Origin of the sequence: Salinivibrio socompensis S35, assembly GCF_000513715.1 — a bacterium.
Lineage (GTDB): Bacteria > Pseudomonadota > Gammaproteobacteria > Enterobacterales > Vibrionaceae > Salinivibrio > Salinivibrio socompensis.
In genome coordinates this window covers 17,875-41,228 of record NZ_AQOD01000009.1, presented here as the reverse complement: position 1 = coordinate 41,228, position 23,354 = coordinate 17,875, and the positions used below count along the sequence as shown (strand labels likewise).

Sequence of the window (23,354 nt, the reverse complement as noted above, 5' to 3'; positions counted from 1 at the left end):
CTTCTTTTTATCGTGTTGGATTTCGCTATAATGCAGCAAAACCGATAAGGAAGCTGTAGTTATGACTCAGGTATCAAATGTCGATCCGGCAGAAATTCAAAAGTTTGAAGACATGGCATCCCGTTGGTGGGATTTAGAGGGGGAGTTCAAACCTCTACACCAAATTAACCCTCTGCGTCTTGACTATGTGATGGAAAAAGCGGCTGGACTCTTTGGTAAGAAGGTGCTCGATGTCGGATGCGGTGGCGGGATTTTAGCAGAGAGCATGGCGCAAGAAGGCGCCGAGGTTACCGGATTAGATATGGGTAAAGAACCACTCACCGTTGCCCGGCTCCACGCGCTCGAAGCCGGCGTTGATGTGCAATACATCCAATCAACGGCCGAGGAGCATGCAAGCAGCTTTTGCCAACAGTATGACGTGGTGACGTGCATGGAGATGCTTGAGCATGTGCCTGAACCAGCGTCTGTCATTCACGCCTGTGCCCAAATGGTTAAACCTGGCGGTCATGTCTTTTTCTCCACCTTAAATCGTAATACAAAATCCTGGCTCTTTGCGATCATCGGTGCAGAGCATATCCTGAAGTTAGTCCCAAAAGGCACTCATGAGCATCATAAATTTATTCGGCCCTCAGAGCTGATGGCGATGATTGATAGCACCGCCCTCAATGCCAACGATATGACTGGGTTGCACTATAACCCGCTTTTCGACACCTATAAGCTGTCAAACACCAATGTCGATGTGAATTATCTCGTTCACACTCAGGCTCCCTAACCGACCGAAGAAAAGGAAACAAGCTGGCATGACTCCGTCGACCGTCCTCTTTGATCTTGATGGCACCCTGCTTGATACCGCACCCGATATGGGTGAGGCAGCGAATCGTGTCCTGGCCGAATTTGACCTGCCGCCTTTGACGCGTGAGCAAATATACACCCACACCAGTTTTGGGGCCCGAGGCTTACTCACAGCCGGATTTGGCAAGCAAGCTAAATTCCAAGATCCCATCGCTCTTCGTGCGCGCTTTCTTTACCATTACGGCCAAGCCATATGCCAAGGGACGCAAGTGTATGATGGTATAGAGGCACTGTTAGATAGGTTGTCGCGGTTAAAAATATGCTGGGGCATTGTCACCAATAAGCCTGAGGGGCTGACCCATCAGTTACTCGCCCATTTCCCACGCCTGCAAGCGGCGCAAGTGATTGTGGGGGCAGATACCTATGCCCATGCTAAGCCTCACCCTCTGCCACTGTTAGAAGCCGCCAAAACGCTCAATTGTGCACCAGAGCGTTGCTTCTACGTCGGAGATATCGAAAACGATACCTTGGCGGCTCGTGCAGCGAACATGCAGTCGGTGGTGGCTGGTTGGGGATATATCGGCGATCCGGCTTTGATCAGCAATTGGGAAGCAGATCATATTTTCACTACGCCAGCGCAGCTTAGTGCCTTTCTTGGATCCTAGTCACACCCCACATTTTGTGGGGTTTGCTGGCTTTTCAATCAGTTAAAACCGATCACCGTTCATCGCTAAGATCAATCAAAATAAATTTTTTTTATTGCCGATTTTTGCCTTCCAGTGATTGAAATTTTCATTAATCTTGGCGGCCTTGCGCCAGTAGGTTGGTAATTACTAACTTGAGGGATAACATCCCCAAGATATCCACACCCTAGGGCAATCAGATTGGCTTGCAAAAGCAAGTCTATATCACTATCTTGTAATCGACTTACACGCCGACCCCTATATATAGTGTATGAACGACGCCACGTCCGCATAGAGGCCGACCAAAAAATCATCAGCATTTTATAAAACTTGCGAAAAAGAGCAGTTTGGCAAGGAAATATTGGGAAAGCATACAAATGAACCAAGAAATTACCGTATTAAAGCGTGATGGACGCAAAGAAAAGTTGAACCTTGACAAGATCCATCGCGTTGTGACTTGGGCTGCCGAAGGCCTCTCAAACGTTTCCGTTTCTCTGGTTGAGATGCGCTCTCACATCCAGTTTTACGATGGCATGCGCACTGAAGATATCCATGAGACAATCATCAAAGCCGCTGCCGACCTGATCTCTGAAGAAAGCCCGGATTATCAATATCTCGCGGCACGTTTGGCGGTCTTCCATTTACGTAAAAAAGCCTATGGCCAATTCGAGCCACCTAAGCTGGTTGATCATGTAAAAAACATGGTTGAGAAAGGCAAATATGATAAACATATTTTGGAAGATTACAGTGTCGAAGAGCTCGAGACCCTAGATGGTTATCTCGATCACTGGCGTGATATGAACTTCTCTTATGCAGCCGTTAAACAGCTTGAAGGTAAATACCTGGTTCAAAACCGTGTCACCGGTGAGATTTACGAGAGCGCGCAGTTTTTATATATGATGGTGGCGGCCTGTTTGTTTGCCTCTTATCCCAAAGAAACGCGCCTTGACTATATCCGTCGTTTCTATAATGCGGCTTCGCAATTTAAAATTTCGCTACCAACGCCGATCATGTCAGGGGTGCGGACACCAACGCGCCAGTTTAGCTCATGCGTGCTGATTGAGTGTGACGACAGTTTAGATTCAATCAATGCGACGTCTAGCGCTATTGTTCGCTACGTGTCACAGCGCGCAGGGATTGGCATCAATGCGGGCCGTATTCGCGCACTGGGTAGCCCTATTCGTGGTGGCGAAGCCTTCCACACCGGTTGTATTCCTTTTTACAAGTATTTCCAAACCGCGGTGAAGTGTTGCTCTCAAGGTGGCGTACGTGGTGGTGCAGCCACCTTATTCTACCCAATGTGGCACCGTGAAGTAGAATCGCTACTGGTATTGAAGAATAACCGAGGCGTAGAAGAGAACCGCGTCCGCCATATGGACTACGGGGTGCAAATTAACAAGCTGATGTACACACGCTTGCTTAAAGGTGGCAACATTTCGTTGTTCTCACCATCAGATGTGCCTGGGTTATATGACGCCTTCTTTGAAAACCAAGAAGAATTTGAACGTCTGTATACCCAGTATGAAGCAGACGAATCAATCCAGCGCGAGACCGTTAAGGCGGTTGACTTGTTCTCTCTCATGATGCAAGAACGTGCATCAACAGGCCGTATCTACATCCAAAATGTGGATCATTGTAATACGCACAGTCCATTTGATCCGTCTGTGGCACCGATTCGTCAGTCCAACCTGTGTCTAGAAATTGCACTGCCGACCAAACCATTAAGTAATGTTGAAGACGAGAACGGTGAAATTGCACTGTGCACCCTTTCTGCCTTTAACCTGGGTGCGCTTGAATCACTCGATGAGTTGGGTGAGCTGGCTGAATTGACGATTCGTGCGCTGGATGCCTTGTTGGATTATCAAGATTATCCATTGCCCGCGGCGCGTAAAGCGACCATGAACCGCCGTACGCTCGGCGTTGGGGTGATTAACTTCGCGTACCATCTTGCGAAGCATGGCGTACGTTACTCTGATGGCAGTGCCAACGGTCTTACCCACCGCACGTTCGAAGCGATTCAGTACCATCTGCTACGCGCATCGGTGGAATTGGCCAAAGAGAAAGGCGCGTGTCCAGCCTTTAACGAAACCACGTATGCACAGGGCATTCTCCCTATTGATACGTATAAAAAAGATTTGGATGCGATTTGCGACGAGCCGCTTCATCTGGATTGGGAAACGCTACGTAAAGATATTCAGACCCATGGGTTGCGTAACTCGACCCTGACAGCGCTCATGCCATCAGAGACTTCTTCGCAAATCTCAAATGCGACCAATGGCATTGAACCACCTCGTGGTTTTGTCTCGGTCAAAGCATCGAAAGACGGCATCTTGAAGCAGGTGGTGCCGGAGTACCACAAATATAAAGATAACTACGAACTACTTTGGAACATTGGTAGTAATGAGGGTTACTTACAGTTAGTGGGTATCATGCAAAAATTCGTTGACCAAGCGATTTCTGCCAACACCAATTATGATCCGAGCCGACATGCAAGCGGTAAAGTTCCTATGAACCAGCTGCTTAAAGATCTGCTCACAGCTTATAAATTGGGGGTAAAAACCCTGTACTATCACAACACGCGTGATGGCGCGACGGACGGTCAACCCGAGTCAAGCGCCGCACAAGCTGCCGATGATGATTGTGCCGGCGGTGCATGTAAGATCTAACACAATATGCGAAGGGCCCCGGGGCCCTTTTCTAGAGGTTAATAAGATTCATGGCTTACAGTACGTTTTCTAAAATCAACAACGACCCGCTTAAAGAACCCATGTTCTTGGGCCAGTCAGTCAACGTTGCCCGTTATGATCAGCAAAAATACGAAATTTTTGAAAAGCTGATCGAAAAGCAGTTGTCGTTCTTTTGGCGCCCAGAAGAAGTGGACGTGTCAAGCGATCGTATTGACTACAACAAGCTACCTGAGCATGAAAAGCATATTTTCATCAGTAACTTGAAGTACCAAACGTTGTTGGATTCTATCCAAGGACGTAGTCCGAATGTGGCATTGCTACCACTGATATCCATTCCCGAGTTAGAGACTTGGATTGAAACGTGGAGCTTCTCCGAGACTATCCATTCGCGCTCTTATACACATATCATTCGTAATATTGTCGCCGATCCAGCGATTGTATTTGATGACATCGTCATGAATGAGCACATTCAAAAGCGTGCCGAAGATATTGCTCAGTATTACGATGATCTCATCCAACTGAGCAACTATTATCATCAGCTCGGTGAAGGGACACACACCATTAACGGTCATACCGTCACCGTGAGCTTGCGTGCGTTAAAACGCCAGTTGTATTTGTGCTTGATGTCGGTGAATGCACTGGAAGCCATTCGCTTCTATGTGAGCTTCGCCTGTTCGTTTGCTTTTGCCGAGCGCGAATTAATGGAGGGTAACGCCAAGATCATTAAGTTTATCGCGCGTGACGAAGCCCTGCACCTGACCGGCACCCAACATATGCTCAATATTCTGCGCAGTGGTCAAGACGACCCCGAAATGGCCAAGATCGCGAAAGAGTGCGAGCAAGAATGCTTTGATTTATTCAAAAAAGCGGCCGAGCAAGAGAAAGATTGGGCCGAGTATCTGTTCCGTGACGGCTCCATGATTGGTTTGAACAAAGACATCTTGTGTCAGTACGTGGAATACATTACCAACCTACGTATGTCCGCCGTTGGCCTCGCCCCCGCGTACGACGATGCAACACAAAATCCTATTCCTTGGATTAATGCATGGTTGTCATCGGATAACGTACAAGTTGCCCCACAAGAAGCGGAAATCAGCTCTTACCTGGTTGGGCAGATCGATAATGAAGTGAGTGTTGAAGACTTCGGTGATTTTGAGCTATGACTCGTATCACCATCGAAGTGAACGGCTTAGAGGTGGGTGGCAACACCCACCAAAACTTGCTTGAACAACTCGAAAGTGCGAGCGTTCAGCCTGAATATCAGTGCCGTAGTGGTCTATGTGGCGCGTGCCGCTGCAAGCTCAATCATGGCTCAGTCACCCAAAGTGACGTCATGGCTTTCGTGATGCCCGGAGAGATCCTTGCCTGTCAAAGTGCCCCGCAAACGGACATTTCGATTACCTTTGACTACCAACCTGCAACCGTTAAAAAACAAGTGAACGAGGCGTGACCCACTGTCACTGCCTCGTGGCGTATTTTCCTATTTAGCTCAGCGCCTAGTCTTATCCAACCGTTCGCTTTGTGTCTTGGCGATTCGTACTCTAATGAATATCATTACTCTAGCGTCTGTGCATCAATAAAAATGTCGTCATGGCGAAACAGAGACGCATAATCAGCAATCACAGTGTCGCCACTGAGATAACGACGTAACATGTCTAATAAAACTGTTGCCATATAACAGCGTGCATCGTCATTTGATAGGTGGCGTTTGAAGCTAAGCCGCTGCCCCCACTCTCCCTTTGGAGTAGAAATTGCCACACATATTTGACCATGAAGCTCCGGTCCACAGGCCAGTCCAATTTGACTCTGTCCTGGCGTGATTGTCGCGCTTGCCATCGCTAATGACGCTGCCAAGGGGTTAGCCACCGCTTGCTCGGGCACATGCGCATTCGACATCACCCAGCCTTGCTCAACCAAATGTGCCGCCTGACCATTTAATGTGCTCGCCAGCCAACCTCCTGTGAATTGTTCTGCGACCTTCAACACCGCCCCGTGACGATTGATATCAGCGGCCAATGCCGCCGTCATCGGCTCAGCGAAAGAGACAACATAGTCAGCAAGGCGATGCCGTAATGCGTCCAGTACTGTATCTTTCTCAATATGATCCGCTTCGATAAACAGTTTGACTTCAATAAACGGCAAACTGGAGCGATATCCTAATGTCGCGTTTTCGGGAAGCACTAACGATGCCATCACATCGCTGATCCCCGACTCTGACAAACCAAATGTAAAAAAACGGTAACATAATCGCGCTTTAGCAGGGTAACTATGTAACAACTCAGGGAGAATTTGCTGTTCAACCATCGCGAAAAACTCAGAAGGCACTCCAGGCGTAAAGTAAAAGTGACATCCGTTGAGCTCGCAGTGGAAGCCACAGGCGGTCCCTTTAGGGTTATCGATCAATCTTGCGCCTTCTGGCAGCATTGCCTGCTTGAGGTTACTTTGTGCCATTGGTCGACCTCGGCGCTCAAATCGCTGTTTTAACTCATCTAACCACGCTTCGTTAAGGGTTAACTCTACCCCCATCGCTGCCGCCATGGCTGCCGTGGTTAAATCATCCGTAGTGGGCCCTAACCCGCCATTTACAATCACAACGTCTTCCGTCTGTGACAGGCGCACGAGCTCAATCGCCATATCATCCAGTTCATCGCCGATGGTCACACGACGAGACATTGCTAGCCCACTTTCGAATAACACCCTAGAAAGCCAAGCTGCGTTGGTGTCCGTAATATCCCCCAGCAATACCTCTTCACCTGTCGAGAGCATTGCGATCCTAGGCAATGGGGCTTCATGTTGTTGTTTGTCCACCTTGCCGCTCCTTTTTGTCGCGATCATCCGACCATGATTATGACATTAGACGACACAATGCACTACCCCGCCTTAACCGTACACTTTAAATTACACCATCGTACCTGTATCATTACACACGCCCGTTTTTTTATCTGCATAGACAATGCACAATACGAATAAATTCACGTTATCTTTTGTGCGAACACAATAATTAACTTTTTATTAACATTGGCTAAACATAATATGAATAAAGTACTCGGAAGTTCGCTCATTATTGCGGGCACAACAATCGGCGCCGGAATGCTGGCATTGCCCCTCGCCTCTGCAGGCATCGGGTTTGGTGCATCAATGGCACTCATGGGGGCAATGTGGGCATTAATGACCTACACCGCGTTACTGATGTTAGAAGTACACCAATACGCGGAAGCAGACGCGACGTTGCACAGTTTGGCAAAACAATTTCTTGGTGAAAAAGGGAAATGGGTAGCCTCGTTTGCAATGCTCTTCTTGTTCTATTCCCTGTGTGCCGCATACATTGCAGGTGGCGGAAGCCAATTAAATGAAAAGCTTGCGCAATGGTCAACTATTGAATTGCCACCTGCGGCGGGGGCGGTCTTATTCACACTGGTTTTCGGTCTTGTAGTGACATTAGGCACCAGTAAGGTCGATTTGATTAACCGAGGGTTATTCACCATTAAGGTATTATTTTTAATTTTGGCCTTAACCCTGCTGACGCCTCATGTATCTAGCATCAACTTAGTCGAAATGCCGATGGAACGTGGGTTGCTGGTGGCCGCTTTGCCAGTGATTTTCACCTCTTTTGGCTTTCACGGTAGTATTCCTTCTATTGTGCGCTACGTCGGAATTGACTTGCCTTCTCTGAGAAAGGTCATGATTGTCGGCTCAACTCTTCCGTTGGCGTTGTATATCTTTTGGCAAGTGGCAAGCCTAGGGACGGTGGCACAGTCCACCTTAGTACAAAACGGTGAGTTGTCTCAGTTTGTGGCAATCATTCAATCTGTGGTTCAGCAAGATTATATCGCCTCAAGCATCTCACTGTTCGCCGATTTAGCGCTCGCCACCTCATTTCTCGGTGTCAGTCTAGGCTTATTTGACTTTATCTCAGACAGCTTTAACCGCCAAGATAGTATGCGTGGTCGCTTGCAAACGGCGGCTATCACCTATCTCCCGCCTTTGGTCTTTGCTTTGTATTATCCGCAAGGCTTTATCACGGCGCTGGGGTACGCCGCGGTCGCACTGGTGATTCTTGCCGTCGTGCTCCCAGTTTTGATGGTGCGTAAGGCACGCAAGACGGTCTCAACCGACCAACATTATCAAGTCATTGGCGGCAATATCGGCTTGAGCTTGGCAATGGTCGGCGGTATCACAGTTGTCGCGGCACAATTTATCGGATAACACCGAAGCTTGTCTTTCCTTTCATACCATTGCTCGCCTCCCGTTATGGGGGGCCGAGCCTTATGCCCCGATTAGCCCGCGCGCTAATGTGCTCACTCCCGCCAACGTACAGAGTAATAGCATCGCTCGACGGACAAATTGCGGTTTAATATGTGGCGCGACACGATAAGCCAACCAAGTGGCCAGCAATACGGCAGGAACAGCAAATGCCGCTTGTTTGACATGCCACCAGGTTAAGTAATCGGTCGCGCTCAACGCAATTAACGATAAAATGCAGCTAACCACAAAGTAGCCTGCCAAACAGGCGCGCATTTTATTGACCTCAGCATGCTGTAACACAAGCGCCATCGGCGGACCACCGATGCTGGTGGTTGTTCCCATAACACCCGACGTGAACCCAGCAATAAAAAAATTACGCCGGTTGGGGGTAATGTTAAAACGCATCACACTGGCAAAAACAGCGAGTAAAACGGCAGCGCCTATAATTATTTCCAGCATTTGGGTGGTGACCACCAGCATAATCACGCCTGCAACCGCGGTGCCCGGCACTCGGCCGAAGTACGCCCAACTCAAATCTCGAAAAGAAAGCTGATGACGATACTGCCAAGCATTAATACTCGCTAATGTTAGCCCTACCATCGAAATCGTCGTTGGCACCAGTTTAGGATCAATCATCAATAAAAGTGGCGCCGCCACCAATGGCCATCCCAAAGCCAACCAAACTCTGCACAAAGCACCCCAATCCTAAGATCAGCGCCACTGCAATCGACACACCGAGATCTGGCATAATAAAGTTTCTTTACATTAAACTATTTATCACCAGTGTAACGATTTTCAGTCGCGACAGCGAGTGTCATCCGGCATAAGCACGTTGGCTATTGTCAACCAGACGTAACACATTATATTTGTGCTTGAATAGCGCTAAGCCGTTTCTTTTTCGGCGTGAAGACGGTCGCCGTGAAGACGCTCTGCATGAATGAGCAGATTGCGGGGCGTGAGTTCGCGCTCACAGAACTGAGTAAGGGTGACACGATAGCCATGTTGTTGAAGGTATAAGACACGATCAAGCACTAACCATAGCTCCATGGCTCGCCGAAATGCACTTTTAATCACATTAATTTGCTCTAGTACAACAAACCTTGCCTCACCGCGAGCGAGGTAATAAGTCTGGTCAAAATCATCTGGTAGCGTGAGCCCTTTTTGCGCGGCTCCCCAACGACAAAAGGCGGTGAACCCTTGGCTCAGCTGTGATTTTTTTAGTGCTGGCAGCGGTAAATAGCGTTCCGACTGTTGCACGTCACGTTGCCATTCATCAAAGCCTAACCGATAGGTGACTTCCTGCTCTCGTTGACGACGCACCCGCTGCCCACCAGTAACGGATTCTTGCACCGCGAGCTTTAAATCGGCTTTTGAAAGCGTCAGAGCCGATCCCTGTGCTTCCACAGATAACGGTTGATATATTTCTCCTCGAATTAACTGATAACAACAGGGTGACACCGTTAATGCACGCATCCCCGTTACGACCGCCTTTTGGAGAAGCTGTACGTGTAAGTCTCCACACGCGTGCAACGCCAGCCCGTGATCACAACCGGCCATGACTGACGTTGCCGCGTCACCCATTGCATCTAACGAGTAAAACCGCATCGGGAGCGCTTTTTGATTGGCAAACGTTTGTCCCTGTTCGCACAGTGCCGATTGCCATTCTACGCTTTCTACCGATTTACCGGTTATCGCCGCGACACCACGCCCAAGGTACCCTTTTCCCGCACACCACTCTAAATAGCACGTGGTCTCGTCCGTTTGCGGCATTGCCTCTAAATATGCTTGAATTTGTGCCCATTTTCGCCCCGGTACGCCGACACTCAAACGCGCGTCTATCTCAATGTCAGCATGTTCAGCAACCGGCACCGAGGTCAACGTCGGTAACGCGTTCAGAGTCGGCCACCAGGTCGCTAACTTTTTTATCGCCGCGCCTGGATCCGCGTTTAAGGCCGCAAGCTCTGTGTTATCCAGCGTTGCTAGCCATTGGCAAAGCGGCGCTTCGTCTTGCCAAGGCAGCTGAGTATGCGCCATCGGCATCGGTCGCCACAGGTTTTGATGCTGTACCAACAGAGAGGTCAACTGGTTAAATTGGTCGCTGAACGATAAAGGTGACATGATTAAATGAAAGTGTTGATGAATGCGTGATCAAAAAAGGCTGCATCAGCAGCCTCGTCGTTTAAGGCAGTTTATCGAACTGGGAGCGGAATGTCCTTGAACATGGCGTCAATTTCTTCATTGGTGCGCAGCGCGACCGCTTGATCAATCACGTTTCGGGTCAAATGCGGAGCAAAACGCTCAATAAAGTCATACATGTAACTACGGAGGAACGTTCCTTTACGGAAGCCTATTTTGGTGGTGCTCGCACCGAAAATATGGCTCGCATCGATAGCCACCAAATCTGAATCCGCTTGGCTGTCCATGGCCATACTCGCAATCACCCCCACTCCAAGACCTAATTTCACATAGGTTTTAATCACATCCGCATCGGTTGCTGTGAACACAATTTTCGGTGTGAGGTTCGCGCGATGGAACGCCTCGTCTAGCTCGGAGCGACCAGTAAAGCCAAACACATAAGTGACCAGCGAATACGCGGCGAGATCCTCAATGGTAAGGTTGCGTTTTTTGCGCTAAGGATGATCAGGCGTCACAATAATCGAGCGGTTCCAGTGGTAGCAAGGCAACATCACCAAGTCTTCATAGAGATGAAAGGCTTCGGTCGCAATGGCAAAGTCTGAGGACCCCTTTGCGACTGAGCTTGATATTTGCGTGGGTGTGCCTTGGTGCATGTGCAAGGAAACTTTCGGATACCGCTTGGTAAAAGCTTTGATCACGTCCGGCAAGGCATAGCGAGCTTGCGTATGGGTGGTCGATATATTGAGATTGCCCATTTCAGGGTGGGTGTGCTCACTTGCGACCGCTTTGATGCTCTCTACCCGTGATAAGATACTTTGCGAGATCTCAACAATCGCCTCACCAGCTGGCGTTACTTGGGTTAAATGCTTACCACTTCTTTCGAATATTTGTACGCCTAGCTCATCTTCTAACAGCCTGACTTGTTTGCTGATCCCTGGCTGAGAGGTATACAGACTCTCTGCTGTCGCAGACACGTTAAGGTTGTGGTTAACGACTTCAACGATATATCTAAGCTGTTGTAATTTCATAGTGCAGACGCGTAAGCCTCATGGATTAAGTGGCAGCATGGTTTATATCGTTTATTTATATACCCAAACTCGACCATTTAATAGGCTTTGGTTATATAAACGTTAGCGATTGCACATTCACTAAGCAATTTCTCTGTCATTATGACCGACGCGATCGCAAATATCATATTATTGCAATCACTTTATCGCAGATCGCGAGATCATGAACCACACTCATAGAGGCGCATTAGACGAGGCCGCAATGTTCAGAGTTAGAGGCGGATCACTCATGCTGCTTTCACTCTTCGATTGATGCTATCTCTGTCAGTCGAGATGGTGTATCTTAACCAGTTGAGTTTATTGCAAGGAACATCGACGCTAAATTATGAATATTGCCTTGATAGCTGGCCTTTGTGTCATATTGCTCGGCCTGATTGTCGGCTACAACATATTGGCTCAACAACGAAAGCAAATCGAGTCTCACAAACGTCAAGAGATGGCGAAGCACATCGCAGTCATCGATGCGACTGAAGAGCTGATTGGTAATGCGCATAACCTCCCTTACAGTGGGACGTTACTGGCTTGCTTGAATAAAAAAATTCTCGATTCTTTAAAAGCCATGTACGAAATTGACGATTCTGATAAGTCAATCAAACAACGGATTAATGCGACTCAAACGCAGATCGATCAGATCAAACAAAGCTATTCCAACCGAGAGTCAACATCGTTTAAGGTGCCTGATAACGATCGACAGGCCATATCAATGCTTAAGTTGGTGAAACGCTTACGCTCAGTGGTCAAAGCCGAACACTCAAAAGGGCGACTAGCTACACAAGCATTTGTAGCGGAAAACGCGCGGTTAGAGCAAATGCAGCTCAAGATCAATATTGAAAACGTGATTAAACGGGCTAATGATGCCAAGAATAAAGGCCAAATGGGTACCGCGCAGCAATTGCTGAAAAAAGCCATCGATGTGGTCAGCCCGAAAACGGATGAATACTCGATGGAAATGAAAAAGCATTTAGAAAAAATGCACGGTGACATTACTCAGACTCTTAATACGGGACATGAGAAATTACAGTCTGAGCAGGCAGAAGAGAAAAGTGAACTGGACGAGCTGTTTGCCCCGAAGAAGAAGTGGTAGTGACTGGCACAAAATAAAGATTTTAAAAGGCGCTTGAGGGCGCCTTTTTCGTTTGTTCACCATCAAGCACCCTAAAACTATAACTGGCTAGAAAACTATAACCGACTGGCGATATGGTCCAATACGCCATCGGCGGCCTGCTCTAGCAAGTCAAGCACATGCTCAAAACCATCGTCGCCACCATAGTAAGGATCTGGGATGGGCCCACCCGTATACTTGCCCCAACTTAAAAACAAAGACAGTTTATCTTTCTCGCTTTCTGGGCACTGTGCTTTTAAGTCTGCCAAATTACTGTCGTCAGCCGCCAAAATCATATCATGACATATAAAATCTTCCTGACGCACCTGACGCGCGCGAATGCCCGCGAAGGAGTAGCCTCTTGCTTGACCCGCTTTTTGGCTTCGTTTGTCGGGCGCGCTTCCCTCGTGATAACCGGCAGTTCCCGCTGAATCGATATGCACCGTCATTCCTCTCGCATTAGCACGGGCCCGCAGCACTGCTTCTGCCGTCGGTGAACGACAAATATTGCCCAAACAGACAACCAATATACTCGGCACATTTCTTTGGTTTGTCATCGATAGACGCTCCTTATCCGTGAAGTCTTATTTTATCAAGTCGCTACTCCGATGCCTAGTGGCTTCAATCTGCTCGCCTTTGCGTTGTTATGGGTAGCATGAAGCATGACGTCCCTTTACTATGGTGTAACGTTTATTTGGGGTTAGAAATCGTATGTCAGAACAAGGACACAAGCAGCGTCAGCAAAAACTGAAAGAAAAAGTCGATGCCCGAATTGACGCTGCCCAACAAGAAAAAGGGCTACTCTTGGTCATCACGGGCAATGGCAAAGGTAAATCAACGTCCGCATTTGGCACCGTGGCGCGCGCCGCCGGCCATGGGCTAAAATGCGGGGTAGCTCAATACATCAAGGGCACGTGGGCTTGTGGAGAACGGGATTTACTGAACCAACATGGTGTCGACTTTCACGTGATGAGTACCGGTTTTACCTGGGATACGCAGGACAAAACCGCAGATACCCAAGCCGCTCAGCAAATATGGGCAGCGTGTCAGTCCATGCTCGCGGATGACCGTTACGATTTAGTGGTACTGGATGAGATCACTTACATGATCACCTACAACTATATCGCTCTCGATGAGGTCATCGATGCCCTGCGACAGCTCCTAGCGAACAATCAGTGATAATCACCGGGCGCGGTGCACACCGCCGCTTAGTTGAGATGGCGGATACCGTCTCGGAAGTCAGGAACGTTAAGCATGCCTTCGACGCTGGAGTGAAAGCGCGCCAAGGCATTGACTGGTAAGCCACCGAGTAAAAACAAAGAAAGAAGTGGCTGACGTTAACTTAAGAGCCGCTTTTCTCAGGGTATCGCGTTTAACGATATCGACTGCGTGCTATCGACGAGGTTACCCTGACAAGGCTGGCGACACAGGCGCGCATCAATCGATTGGTCTCCGAGCAAGCGCTGCCACAGAGAGGGTAGCGCGCTGTCTCGCAGCGGCCCTGGTTCAAGCTGTTTCGGTGTCACTGGCTGACACTGCCCTTCTGCATTTTGTTCCGCGAGCAGAAATTGAAAAGGCTGATAGTTCGCCACGCCAAAACGCAAATCTGTCACTATCTGCTGGCCGTTTCGGCTCTCAAACCGTATGAAGTCGCGCGAAAACGCGCGGAGGTCGGCTAACGTCTCTGAATCTGCTAATGGCCACTGACCCCGAGGCTGCGTAACCCAGTCTATCTGCTTATCTTTATCTAGCCGTGAAGCCAGCCCTTCCCAATACTGCGTTTCCCCGACAACAACAACTCGCCACAGCACGGTGTTAAACGGGGTGGGCATAATAATATACGGCTTTCCTGCTAAGTCGGTCCCTTGGGTTTGGCTCGCAACGCGTGCTCTATCTTTTCAAGCTGATAGACAGAACTTACCAAGTAGGCCATAGCAAACAGCAAGCCAATACCACAGGCTTTTGCTCCGCGATGTCGCCATATTAACGCAACCGCCACACTCGCCAGCAAGGGCACCGTGTACAAAGGGTCAATAATAAACAGGCTGGCGACCGCCACAGAAGGTACCTCTAACGGCCAGAACAGTTTGGTACCATAGACCGTCATGGCGTCTAACAGTGGGTGTGTCACGAGCACCGAGATCACCAGTGTCATCACTTGCCATAGTGGCCATTGACGACGCCATCGCCACCAGCACCAAGCAATGACTGCCCCAAGCCAAGGCAGCACAAATAATGAGTGGCTGAACCCACGATGATTCACCGTATTCGCGACCGGATCGCCGTAATCAATCAGTACATCTAAGTCAGGCAAGGTGCCTAATGCGGCTCCAGCCAAAAGCACTTTCGGAGAACAGCGCTTGCCTGAGACTAATCCAGCAACTGCCGCGCCCAGTGCCGCCTGGGTAACAGAATCCATTACTCATCCTTAACAAGGTTTTTAATCTAGTAGCGTAAAGTGCTGCAAACCGATCACTGGAATAAATTCAGTAGTTTATTCGTTGCTTCTTTTACCTTGTCATCATCGGCTTTATCACCCAGTAGCTTTTTAATCCCACGTTGTGCCTCTTTACGTGCTTTTTCTTCCAAGACCTTGTTGCTGCTGAGTAGCTGCTTGATATCTAACTGATAACTGGGCGCCTGCCAAGTGCCTGCCACCGTCACTGGGATGGTCACATCACGCAGTTCATCAATATCTTTGCCGCCTTGGCCTTTACTGGTTTCCACCACAGACGTGAACACATCAAAATCGAGGGTCTCTTTTAGCAGGTCAGTCTGCCCTTCACTACGCACCCGCAGTGCAGGGGCTTCTAATAGCAAATCGTTGGTGCGTGCCATCCCATTACCAAGAGTAAAGCTCGCAGTCAGTGCGCTAAAGTCGGTTTTACGCACGTCATTGGTCGCTTTGTTGGCCGTTTCTCCTCTCAACGTCGCTTTGGCTTCTCTCAGCATTTGTGCCAAGTTAATGCCGTTGATCGCGCCATCCTCAAAGAAAATCGCGGCACTGCCCTGAATCGCCTGACGAAGTGCATAAGGTGATAAACCTTGACCTTGAAGGTTTATATCCACATTGCCTTTGCCCTCGAGCAGATCAACCTGTGCCGCGTCTTCGAGTAAAGGCAGGATAGCAATGTCGCGAGCTTGTTTGCTTAGTTGGTAGCGTGCAGGAGTTTGCGTGGCATCTAACATTCCTTGTACAACCACCTTGCCCTCATAGGCTTGCGTGGTTAGCTCGGACACGTCGACCTTGCCACGGTCAATAGCAACCGTCGCGCGTGTTTGTCCTAGGGTAATGTTACCCACGGTAAGCCCTTTCATCGCCAGTGAGCCAGCAATATCCAGCGTCTTCAACACACTCAGATCAGGCTCTTCTTGGCTAAGTGACGCAGTTTGCGCACTTGAGCTGGGTTCATCATTGGATTCAGACTGACTTTCGTTTGCGGATTGACGAGGCGCTGCCTTGTTTGCCGGCAACAAGGTATTGAGATCAATACGGTTAGTATTGAGTGCAAAACGAATTTGCGGGATGTCTGCCAGCTTGATGGCCATTTTACCGTCTATCACCACCTGATCAGTATTGAGACGGCTTGTCATCTCGGTGATATCTAGCGTTTGCTGTTTGGCATCAAAGACGATATCTGCCGCCAGCTCTTGGGTCAGCGACTCGCCGGGTAATGCCTCACCCGATAGCTGCGTGAGCATATCTAGTCCTTGCGCCGTTACTTTGTCTTGCATCTCAGACACAGTGACTTGCGCTTTCCCAGAGGTTTCAATCTTTACCTCTGACATCTGAGCATTAACGTTAAAACCTAGTGCCGCTGCTTGACCAAGCGCAAAGCGGTCTAAGGTAATATTTGCCTCGTTGAGAACACTATCACCTTGCTGTGCCGAGACAGTAAGCGCGAGTTCACGCAATTCGCTGAGTATCGGATCAGCAGCCAATTTCAATTCACCCTGACCTTGTGCTTCAAAGGTCGCTTCATTTTGCTCTCCGCGCAAAGACATTGAGAAGGGTGTCCACACATCGGTCTTCAAGTTGCCGACTTCAATATTGACATCGCGTAACGCTGTTTGAGTATCGACCTGATTATCTTTAATCACCACACTGGCATTGGTGACTCGTAACCCTTGCAGAGAAACGGTCCAAGCGCTACTTTGTCCATCGCTGGTTGAGTTTGTCGGCGTTGAGCTGGACTGTTGCTCTGGCGCAGCTTGAACAGGCCCCTGTCGCGCCGGGGTCAAGTTGGATTCACCATTAACCAACGTCTGAATAAAAATATGGGGGTCTTGCAACACGATCTCACCGACCTGTAATGTCTGAGACATCAGCGGCAGTACGTCGACTGATAACTGCGCCCGCGATAAACGCATTAGATCCGGCTCATCAAACTCTGGACGGTTTTTGATCGCCACATCAGCAATGGAAAAGCCCAAACTCGGCCAGAACTGCCACTCGATGTCGCCACCGATAACGACCTCATAGCCCGTTTGCTCTGCGACTTGTTCGACCAGCAATGGTTTAAATTGATTAGGATTTACCGTGGCAATTAAAGTCGCGATGGCGCCAATCAACACCACGACGAATGCTGCGAGAATAAGGGCGATTTTTTTTATCATTGCAAGATGCTCCTTGTGTGTCAGACGCGTTATCGACCACGATTTAACCGTCGAGTTCCTGGTGAGAAAAAAATGCGCCCTCAGGCGCATTTCACTCATTAAACCTTATCTTGACTAATGCGAGAGGCAACCGCCCCTTGCTGATTTTTATACTTGGCGTTGTCCCGTTTATTATAGGCTTATCCGCTGATCCTGACATAGGCTCAAAGCTCAAGGCGCCAATCGGCATGCCTGGACGTAGCGCTAGCGGTAAACGCCCGTTGTTATAAAACTCTAGTACAATTCGACCTGACCAGCCGGGATCAATCCGGTGTGCGGTGACATGAACCATCAAACCAAGCCGCGCCAACGATGAGCGGCCATCGAGCCAACCAACAATATTGTCGGGTAGTGTCACCGCCTCATGCGTCACGGCTAAGGCCAGTTGGCCAGGATGAAGATAAAAAGGGTCACCGTCAGCGATTTCTATTTCATCGCTCATGACACGCTCAAGCTGCGCGTTCACTTCTTTTTTCGGCCCCGATAAATCAATGTAAGCCGCCCCATGATCATTAAAAACACGGAACTGATTCCCTAGGGTCACATCCGCAGTAACTCCCGAAATCGCCTCGGCAGCGGGGCGGGGTTCAATTTTGATGCGGCCATCATCAAGGTGTTCTTTGATATGCCTGTCGCACAGTCGCATCGGACATTCCTCACGGTTATTTGATCGCGCGATGCTGGATACACCGCACTCGTTCGATATCTTCACCTAAACACACAATGTATTAAGACGTAAATGTATTAGGACGTAACTGTTGCCCCGCGACACACTGATAAATCACATCACGTGGCATATTGAACACATCGCATGATGCTTATCATACCTCACGCTTTCAGTAAACGCGCGATATGCGCTTTTAAAACATCAATCGCAATGCGGTTTTTACCCCCGCGCGGGACAATGATATCGGCATATTGCTTTGACGGCTCAATAAACTGCATAAACATAGGGCGGACCGTCTTTTGATACTGTTCCATTACCGAATCCATGGTGCGACCACGCTCGGCAACATCACGTTTCATGCGGCGTAGTAAGCAAATATCAAGTGGGGTGTCCATAAAAACGCTGGCATGAATCAGATTACGAAGACGAGGGTCGGTGAGCAGCAGGATCCCTTCTAAGATAATCACTTTTTTTGGCGTCATGGTGGTTGTTTCGCCCATGCGCGTATGCTCAGAGTAGCTGTAAACTGGCACATCCACCGATTGGCCGGCTACGAGTCCTTCCAAATGCTCACATAGTAAATCATGATCCAGTGCTTGCGGGTGGTCATAATTGGTTTGTACGCGCTCTTCCATGCTGAGGTGGCTCTGATCACGATAATATCTATCTTCGGTGATCACGCCGATTTGATGATCACCGACTTTTTCCTTTAATTCCTTATAAATGGTGCTGGCGATCAGGCTTTTACCGGAAGCAGAGGCACCTGCAATACCGATAATAACGCAGTGGTGGTTGTTGTCACTCATAATATGAATACCCAGGGGAAGCGTGGCGGAATCAACATAAACCGCCTGATTATAGGGAGTTGAAGCCGCTGGCGCCAGAGAAAATCGCGCTTGTCTGTATCGCCGACCGCTTTAGATGGTGAATCGCGGCCGGCTGCGCAATCAGGGCGACACGGTTTGTACGCTAATCTGTTCAGGGCGTATTTCACCTTGCCAGTAGAGCTGGCTGGCGACGCTCGCTGCCATTTGCCGATAAACCGCTGCATGCTCACTGTTAGGACGCGCGACCATGCTTGGCGTGCCGGCGTCAATATCTTCCCGAATCGCGACATGAAGCGGTACCTGTGCAAGCACTGGCGTCCCTTGCTCTTGTGCCATCTTATCTGCGCCTCCGGTCCCAAAAATAGCTTCATGGTGGCCGCATTGCGAGCAAATGTGATAACTCATGTTTTCTACCACGCCCAACACTGGCACCTGGACTTTTTCAAACATGGCTACCCCTTTAATCGCATCGGCCAGCGCCAAATCTTGTGGCGTTGTCACCACAATCGCGCCTGTGACCGGAAACTGTTGCGCCAGGCTCAGTTGAATATCTCCCGTGCCTGGGGGCATATCCACCACTAAGTAATCAAGATCAGGCCAACGTGTTTCATTAATAAGCTGTGCAAACGCCTTGGAGGCCATAGGACCTCGCCAGACGGTAGCGTTATCTGCCGGCACCAGATAACCAATCGAGTTTGAGGCGATACCATGGCGCATCACGGGTTCCATGAGTTTGCCATCGTGTGTTTGTGGCTCACTGTCTTTTGCACCTAACATGATAGGCAAAGACGGTCCATAAACATCCGCATCGATAATGCCAACCGCAGCACCTTCCGCATGCAGCGCAAGCGCCAAGTTCACGGCAGTGGTCGATTTACCTACGCCCCCTTTCGCTGAACTGACAACAATCAGATTTTTCACCCCATTTACAGGCGTTTTTTCGCCCGCTTTTAAAGGCGCGACCCGTTGCGTCAGGTCAAACTGCTTAGCCAACGTATCGGACTGTGCACTGAGCCAGTCTTTAAGCGCCTCGGCGATAGAATTGGCCGCAAAAGGAAACGTGACGCGAAAGCCATGTTCAGCTGCTCTCACCCAACCCGTTTGACTTGCCCACTGCTCGACCAGCTGTGGGTGTGAGAATTGGTTGAGTAAAGCGATCGCCTCATCAAGGTTTGCGAGCGAAGCGGGTATGTCTTCTTTTTTTGTTTTCTTCTTTTTGGACCCAAAAAACATGCAGCACCATCCCGTTGATTAAGTGTATTAGCCCCTAGCATGCGTCTTTAACGGATAAACGCGCGAGGACATGGCCTTGCACTAGGCAAGGCATATCGTATCAGGTAAGATTTCCGCAATCATTCCATTCATATCATAAGAGCGAATAAACAAGATTATGGCTGCAAACCCACGGAAAATTCTGGTGACCTGTGCGCTGCCTTATGCGAACGGCTCGATTCATTTGGGCCACATGCTCGAGCATATTCAGGCAGATGTATGGGTTCGCTATCAGCGCCTGCGCGGCAACACCACCCACTTTATCTGTGCTGACGATGCTCACGGCACCCCTATCATGCTAAAAGCGCAGCAAATGGGCGTCGAGCCAGAAGCCATGATCGCCGGTGTGCAACAAGAGCACCAGGCAGACTTTGATGGCTTTGATATCAGCTTTGATAATTATCACAGTACCCACAGTGAGGAAAACCGCGAACTCGCGTCGTTCATTTACACCCAACTACGTGACAAAGGGTATATTACCAGCCGCACTATCTCTCAGTTGTTTGATCCAGAGAAAGAAATGTTCCTGCCGGATCGCTTTGTGAAGGGCGAATGCCCCAAATGCCACGCCGACGATCAATACGGCGATAACTGTGATAATTGTGGTGAAACCTACACGCCTGCAGAATTAATCAATCCTCGTTCGGCAGTCAGCGGTGCGACCCCGGTGATGCGTGATTCTGAGTCACTTTTTCTTCGATTTGCCACAGTTCGAGCAGATGCTTAACGAGTGGATCAAATCTGGCTCGCTGCAAAGCGAAATCGCTAACAAGATGAACGAGTGGTTCGAAACCGGCCTTCAGCAGTGGGACATTTCTCGCGATGCCCCGTACTTTGGTTTTGAAATCCCCGACCAGCCCGGTAAGTTTTTCTACGTTTGGCTTGATGCTCCCATTGGCTATATGGGCTCATTTAAAAACTATTGTGACAAACGCGGTGATATCGACTTTAACGAATACTGGAAAGCGAACAGTGATACCGAGTTGTATCACTTTATTGGCAAAGATATCGTTTATTTCCACAGCTTATTCTGGCCCGCGATGCTCGATGGTGCGGGCTTCCGTAAACCGAATAACGTCTTCGTACATGGCTATGTCACAGTCAATGGCGCGAAAATGTCCAAATCTAAAGGGACATTTATTAAAGCCAGTACCTATTTGAAACATCTCGATCCTGAATGTCTACGTTATTACTACGCTGCCAAACTCAATAGTCGCATTGATGATCTTGATTTGAGCTTGGATGATTTTATCCAGCGCGTGAACACTGACGTGGTCAATAAGGTCGTCAACCTCGCCTCACGCAACGCTGGCTTTATCACCAAACGTTTTGACGGCCAGCTCTCTGACACCTGTGCTGAACCTGATCTTTATCAATCCTTCATCGACAAAGCGGAACACATTGGTGAGCTTTATGAAGCCCGTGAGTTTAATCGCGCCATCCGCGAAATTATTGGCTTAGCTGACAAAGCCAACCAATATGTGGACGAAAAAGCACCATGGGTTATCGCAAAAGAAGAAGGCAAAGAGGCTGAGCTTCAGGCCATTTGCTCTGTGGGCATTAACTTGTTCCGGGTGTTGATGACTTACCTCAAGCCTGTGATGCCTAAGCTGGCTGAGCGTGCGGAAGGTTTCTTGAATGACACCCTGACGTGGGAGAGCATTGCCACTCCACTGACCGACCACCGCATTAGCAAGTTCAAAGCGCTGTTTAACCGCATCGATCCGAAAGCGGTAGACGCTATGATCGCGGCGAGCAAAGAAGATGCTGCCGCTGAACAAGCAGAAAAAGCTAAAGCTCAAGGGCCATTGGCGGATGAGCCGATTGCCGATGAAATTGAATTTGGTGATTTTGCCAAAGTCGATCTTCGTGTCGCTAAAATCCTTGAGTGTGAGGCCGTGCCTAAAGCGGATAAACTACTGAAATTTAAGTTAGATATTGGCGGTGAAACCCGTCAGGTCTTCTCTGGGATAAAATCGGCCTACAAGCCTGAAGATTTAGTGGGGAAACATACCGTGATGGTCGCTAACTTAAAGCCTCGTAAGATGAAGTTTGGCATGTCAGAAGGCATGATCCTCGCGGCCGGTCCCGGTGGCAAAGAGATCTGGATCTTAGAGCCGCATGAAGGGGCTCAGCCTGGCATGCGCGTGATGTAGCACCGCGCTGAGTTATTAATACTGCAGAGCCCGAAAGGGCTCTTTTTTTTCTTCCACTCTCTTCGCAGTTGCACCATCTATGTGCACTTAAGCTCAATCATAGTGCGTATTCATCGGGTTTTATGCCTTTAAAGCGCCCCTCTATAGGATGTGACACATTTCTCATTTTTGGCATAGTTAATGCTGCACGTCTCTGAAGGGAATAGCTAAAGCAAGGAGGGCATATGGGATGGTTAGTGATGGTAGGCGCCTTGGCGCTCGGGGTCGCAGTCGTGGTCGCCGTGGGACTTTACCGCCAACGCCCAGACTGGCAGTTACACCACCTCCATGAGTTACGTGCGCTGCTACAGCATTCGTGTGATCTGGTCACCCAAACACGTATTAACCCCAGCGACTATCAACAGTTAATGAGCCAAACCCGCCAGTTGCATCACTTAGCGCCTCAGGCCCAAAAGCCGATGTATCGACTGTTGTTCCATCATTTACATGCGCTACCGCAGTACGATGAGGTCACACAAGCACGGATGAAAAACCGCGCGTTACAACATATTATTTATTTAGTCGATGAAGCGGTGCCGCCAGTCCTCATTGCCCACGATGACGAAGTCAGCTTGTCGCATTATCAACAAGTCTGGTATGCCGTGTTAGAGTTATTACAAGCACGTCAGCGGTTTTCGTACGCCAGTATCCAGCTTCACAAGGCGACACCGAATGCGAGCCAGTCATTACGCCTGCAACAGCAACTTTTAGCCAAACGCTTATGTCAGCTTCAGCGTCTCAATATCGGAGAAATGCTGAGTTCAGAGATTGCTCACCTCGTCGCGCAACTTGATACCACTGCTGAGCGCTCATTAGCGACTGAGAAGCCGTTAGCTGATGAGACACCACTAGCCAGTCGTCTCGCGCTGTCTCAGCAAGTCAATGCCGTGATGCTCACCGTGCTAGATAATTTTCTTGCCGACCTATTGGCACGCTTTCCTGCTCCTCAAGACGACATTTTTAATACCTTATCGCCCTTGAATGAGCCGCGAAATAGCGCGTAACGGATAGAGCTTAGCAAGCCT

15 protein-coding genes and 5 pseudogenes are annotated in these 23,354 nt (G+C 49.1%); 10 read left to right on the top strand and 10 right to left on the bottom strand.

Features of this window, described 5'->3' with window-relative positions:
* The first annotated feature begins 61 nt into the window (after window positions 1-61).
* The 5 genes from ubiG (at window position 62) to yfaE (ending at window position 5,612) form a co-directional block, all read left to right on the top strand.
* A complete protein-coding gene (gene ubiG, locus DZ54_RS0101215; RefSeq protein ID WP_025672836.1) occupies window positions 62-772 on the top strand; it encodes a bifunctional 2-polyprenyl-6-hydroxyphenol methylase/3-demethylubiquinol 3-O-methyltransferase UbiG in 711 nt (236 codons plus the stop codon).
* A 28-nt stretch (window positions 773-800) separates the two neighbouring features.
* Window positions 801-1,457 carry a phosphoglycolate phosphatase gene (gene gph, locus DZ54_RS0101210; protein WP_025672835.1) on the top strand — a complete coding sequence of 219 codons (657 nt, stop codon included), beginning with the start codon at window positions 801-803 and terminating at the stop codon, window positions 1,455-1,457.
* 395 nt (window positions 1,458-1,852) lie between these two features.
* On the top strand, window positions 1,853-4,141 hold the full coding sequence (nrdA, locus tag DZ54_RS0101205) for a class 1a ribonucleoside-diphosphate reductase subunit alpha (protein ID WP_025672834.1): 2,289 nt from the start codon (window positions 1,853-1,855) through the stop codon (window positions 4,139-4,141).
* A gap of 50 nt (window positions 4,142-4,191) precedes the next feature.
* Window positions 4,192-5,325 (top strand): class Ia ribonucleoside-diphosphate reductase subunit beta, encoded by a 1,134-nt coding sequence (gene nrdB / locus DZ54_RS0101200; protein ID WP_025672833.1) that lies wholly within the window; start codon window positions 4,192-4,194, stop codon window positions 5,323-5,325.
* A complete protein-coding gene (gene yfaE, locus DZ54_RS0101195; protein ID WP_025672832.1) occupies window positions 5,322-5,612 on the top strand; it encodes a class I ribonucleotide reductase maintenance protein YfaE in 291 nt (96 codons plus the stop codon). Before nrdB ends, yfaE begins: the two co-directional genes overlap by 4 nt.
* Window positions 5,613-5,716: 104 nt before the next feature.
* On the opposite strand, the gene DZ54_RS0101190 is transcribed toward yfaE, so the two are convergent.
* Complete coding sequence (locus DZ54_RS0101190; protein ID WP_240473882.1) at window positions 5,717-6,970, bottom strand: CinA family nicotinamide mononucleotide deamidase-related protein; 1,254 nt, start codon at window positions 6,968-6,970, stop codon at window positions 5,717-5,719.
* Window positions 6,971-7,195: 225 nt separating this feature from the next.
* On the opposite strand from DZ54_RS0101190, the gene tyrP reads away from it, so the two are divergent.
* Window positions 7,196-8,368 (top strand): tyrosine transporter TyrP, encoded by a 1,173-nt coding sequence (gene tyrP, locus DZ54_RS0101185; RefSeq protein ID WP_025672830.1) that lies wholly within the window; start codon window positions 7,196-7,198, stop codon window positions 8,366-8,368.
* Between the two features lie 60 nt (window positions 8,369-8,428).
* Here the strand turns inward: tyrP and DZ54_RS17960 are convergent, their stop codons facing one another.
* The 3 genes and pseudogenes from DZ54_RS17960 to cysB form a co-directional block, all read right to left on the bottom strand.
* Window positions 8,429-9,064 (bottom strand): sulfite exporter TauE/SafE family protein, encoded by a 636-nt coding sequence (locus DZ54_RS17960; protein ID WP_338057017.1) that lies wholly within the window; start codon window positions 9,062-9,064, stop codon window positions 8,429-8,431.
* A gap of 225 nt (window positions 9,065-9,289) precedes the next feature.
* The gene (locus tag DZ54_RS0101175) at window positions 9,290-10,525 is read right to left on the bottom strand and encodes a methyltransferase (RefSeq protein ID WP_025672829.1); all 1,236 of its coding nucleotides are present in this window, start codon (window positions 10,523-10,525) and stop codon (window positions 9,290-9,292) included.
* Between the two features lie 71 nt (window positions 10,526-10,596).
* Window positions 10,597-11,571: pseudogene (gene cysB, locus DZ54_RS17955) on the bottom strand (HTH-type transcriptional regulator CysB).
* Between the two features lie 364 nt (window positions 11,572-11,935).
* Here cysB and DZ54_RS0101165 point away from each other — a divergent pair.
* Window positions 11,936-12,694 carry a hypothetical protein gene (locus tag DZ54_RS0101165; RefSeq protein ID WP_025672828.1) on the top strand — a complete coding sequence of 253 codons (759 nt, stop codon included), beginning with the start codon at window positions 11,936-11,938 and terminating at the stop codon, window positions 12,692-12,694.
* Between the two features lie 95 nt (window positions 12,695-12,789).
* Here DZ54_RS0101165 and DZ54_RS0101160 read toward each other — a convergent pair whose 3' ends face one another.
* On the bottom strand, window positions 12,790-13,269 hold the full coding sequence (locus DZ54_RS0101160) for a low molecular weight protein-tyrosine-phosphatase (protein WP_025672827.1): 480 nt from the start codon (window positions 13,267-13,269) through the stop codon (window positions 12,790-12,792).
* Between the two features lie 154 nt (window positions 13,270-13,423).
* On the opposite strand from DZ54_RS0101160, the pseudogene cobO reads away from it, so the two are divergent.
* A pseudogene (gene cobO, locus DZ54_RS17950) lies at window positions 13,424-14,013 on the top strand (cob(I)yrinic acid a,c-diamide adenosyltransferase).
* A 57-nt stretch (window positions 14,014-14,070) separates the two neighbouring features.
* Here the strand turns inward: cobO and DZ54_RS17945 are convergent.
* The 5 genes and pseudogenes from DZ54_RS17945 to apbC form a co-directional block, all read right to left on the bottom strand.
* Window positions 14,071-15,131, bottom strand: a pseudogene (locus DZ54_RS17945) (metal-dependent hydrolase).
* A 53-nt stretch (window positions 15,132-15,184) separates the two neighbouring features.
* Window positions 15,185-17,329: an AsmA family protein gene (locus DZ54_RS0101145; RefSeq protein ID WP_051415810.1), complete on the bottom strand. Its 2,145-nt coding sequence runs from the start codon at window positions 17,327-17,329 to the stop codon at window positions 15,185-15,187.
* Between the two features lie 98 nt (window positions 17,330-17,427).
* Window positions 17,428-18,014 (bottom strand): annotated as a pseudogene (gene dcd, locus DZ54_RS17940) (dCTP deaminase).
* 182 nt (window positions 18,015-18,196) lie between these two features.
* Window positions 18,197-18,841, bottom strand: a complete 645-nt coding sequence (gene udk, locus DZ54_RS0101135; protein WP_025672825.1) for a uridine kinase — start codon at window positions 18,839-18,841, stop codon at window positions 18,197-18,199.
* Window positions 18,842-18,982: 141 nt separating this feature from the next.
* A complete protein-coding gene (apbC, locus tag DZ54_RS0101130; RefSeq protein ID WP_025672824.1) occupies window positions 18,983-20,095 on the bottom strand; it encodes an iron-sulfur cluster carrier protein ApbC in 1,113 nt (370 codons plus the stop codon).
* 157 nt (window positions 20,096-20,252) lie between these two features.
* Between apbC and metG the strand changes: the two are divergent.
* Window positions 20,253-22,290, top strand: a pseudogene (gene metG, locus DZ54_RS17935) (methionine--tRNA ligase).
* 224 nt (window positions 22,291-22,514) lie between these two features.
* Window positions 22,515-23,333 (top strand): hypothetical protein, encoded by an 819-nt coding sequence (locus DZ54_RS0101120; RefSeq protein WP_025672823.1) that lies wholly within the window; start codon window positions 22,515-22,517, stop codon window positions 23,331-23,333.
* The last annotated feature ends 21 nt before the right edge of the window (window positions 23,334-23,354 follow it).

Bases quoted from the DNA above. Each gene is read 5' to 3' on its own strand.
- DZ54_RS0101145 (WP_051415810.1), bottom strand. From the start codon at position 17,329: ATGATAAAAAAAATCGCCCTTATTCTCGCAGCATTCGTCGTGGTGTTG.
- yfaE (WP_025672832.1), top strand. From the start codon at position 5,322: ATGACTCGTATCACCATCGAAGTGAACGGCTTAGAGGTGGGTGGCAAC.
- DZ54_RS0101160 (WP_025672827.1), bottom strand. From the start codon at position 13,269: ATGACAAACCAAAGAAATGTGCCGAGTATATTGGTTGTCTGTTTGGGC.
- nrdA (WP_025672834.1), top strand. From the start codon at position 1,853: ATGAACCAAGAAATTACCGTATTAAAGCGTGATGGACGCAAAGAAAAG.
- tyrP (WP_025672830.1), top strand. From the start codon at position 7,196: ATGAATAAAGTACTCGGAAGTTCGCTCATTATTGCGGGCACAACAATC.
- DZ54_RS0101175 (WP_025672829.1), bottom strand. From the start codon at position 10,525: ATGTCACCTTTATCGTTCAGCGACCAATTTAACCAGTTGACCTCTCTG.
- gph (WP_025672835.1), top strand. From the start codon at position 801: ATGACTCCGTCGACCGTCCTCTTTGATCTTGATGGCACCCTGCTTGAT.
- DZ54_RS0101120 (WP_025672823.1), top strand. From the start codon at position 22,515: ATGGGATGGTTAGTGATGGTAGGCGCCTTGGCGCTCGGGGTCGCAGTC.
- ubiG (WP_025672836.1), top strand. From the start codon at position 62: ATGACTCAGGTATCAAATGTCGATCCGGCAGAAATTCAAAAGTTTGAA.
- nrdB (WP_025672833.1), top strand. From the start codon at position 4,192: ATGGCTTACAGTACGTTTTCTAAAATCAACAACGACCCGCTTAAAGAA.
- DZ54_RS0101165 (WP_025672828.1), top strand. From the start codon at position 11,936: ATGAATATTGCCTTGATAGCTGGCCTTTGTGTCATATTGCTCGGCCTG.
- udk (WP_025672825.1), bottom strand. From the start codon at position 18,841: ATGAGTGACAACAACCACCACTGCGTTATTATCGGTATTGCAGGTGCC.
- apbC (WP_025672824.1), bottom strand. From the start codon at position 20,095: ATGTTTTTTGGGTCCAAAAAGAAGAAAACAAAAAAAGAAGACATACCC.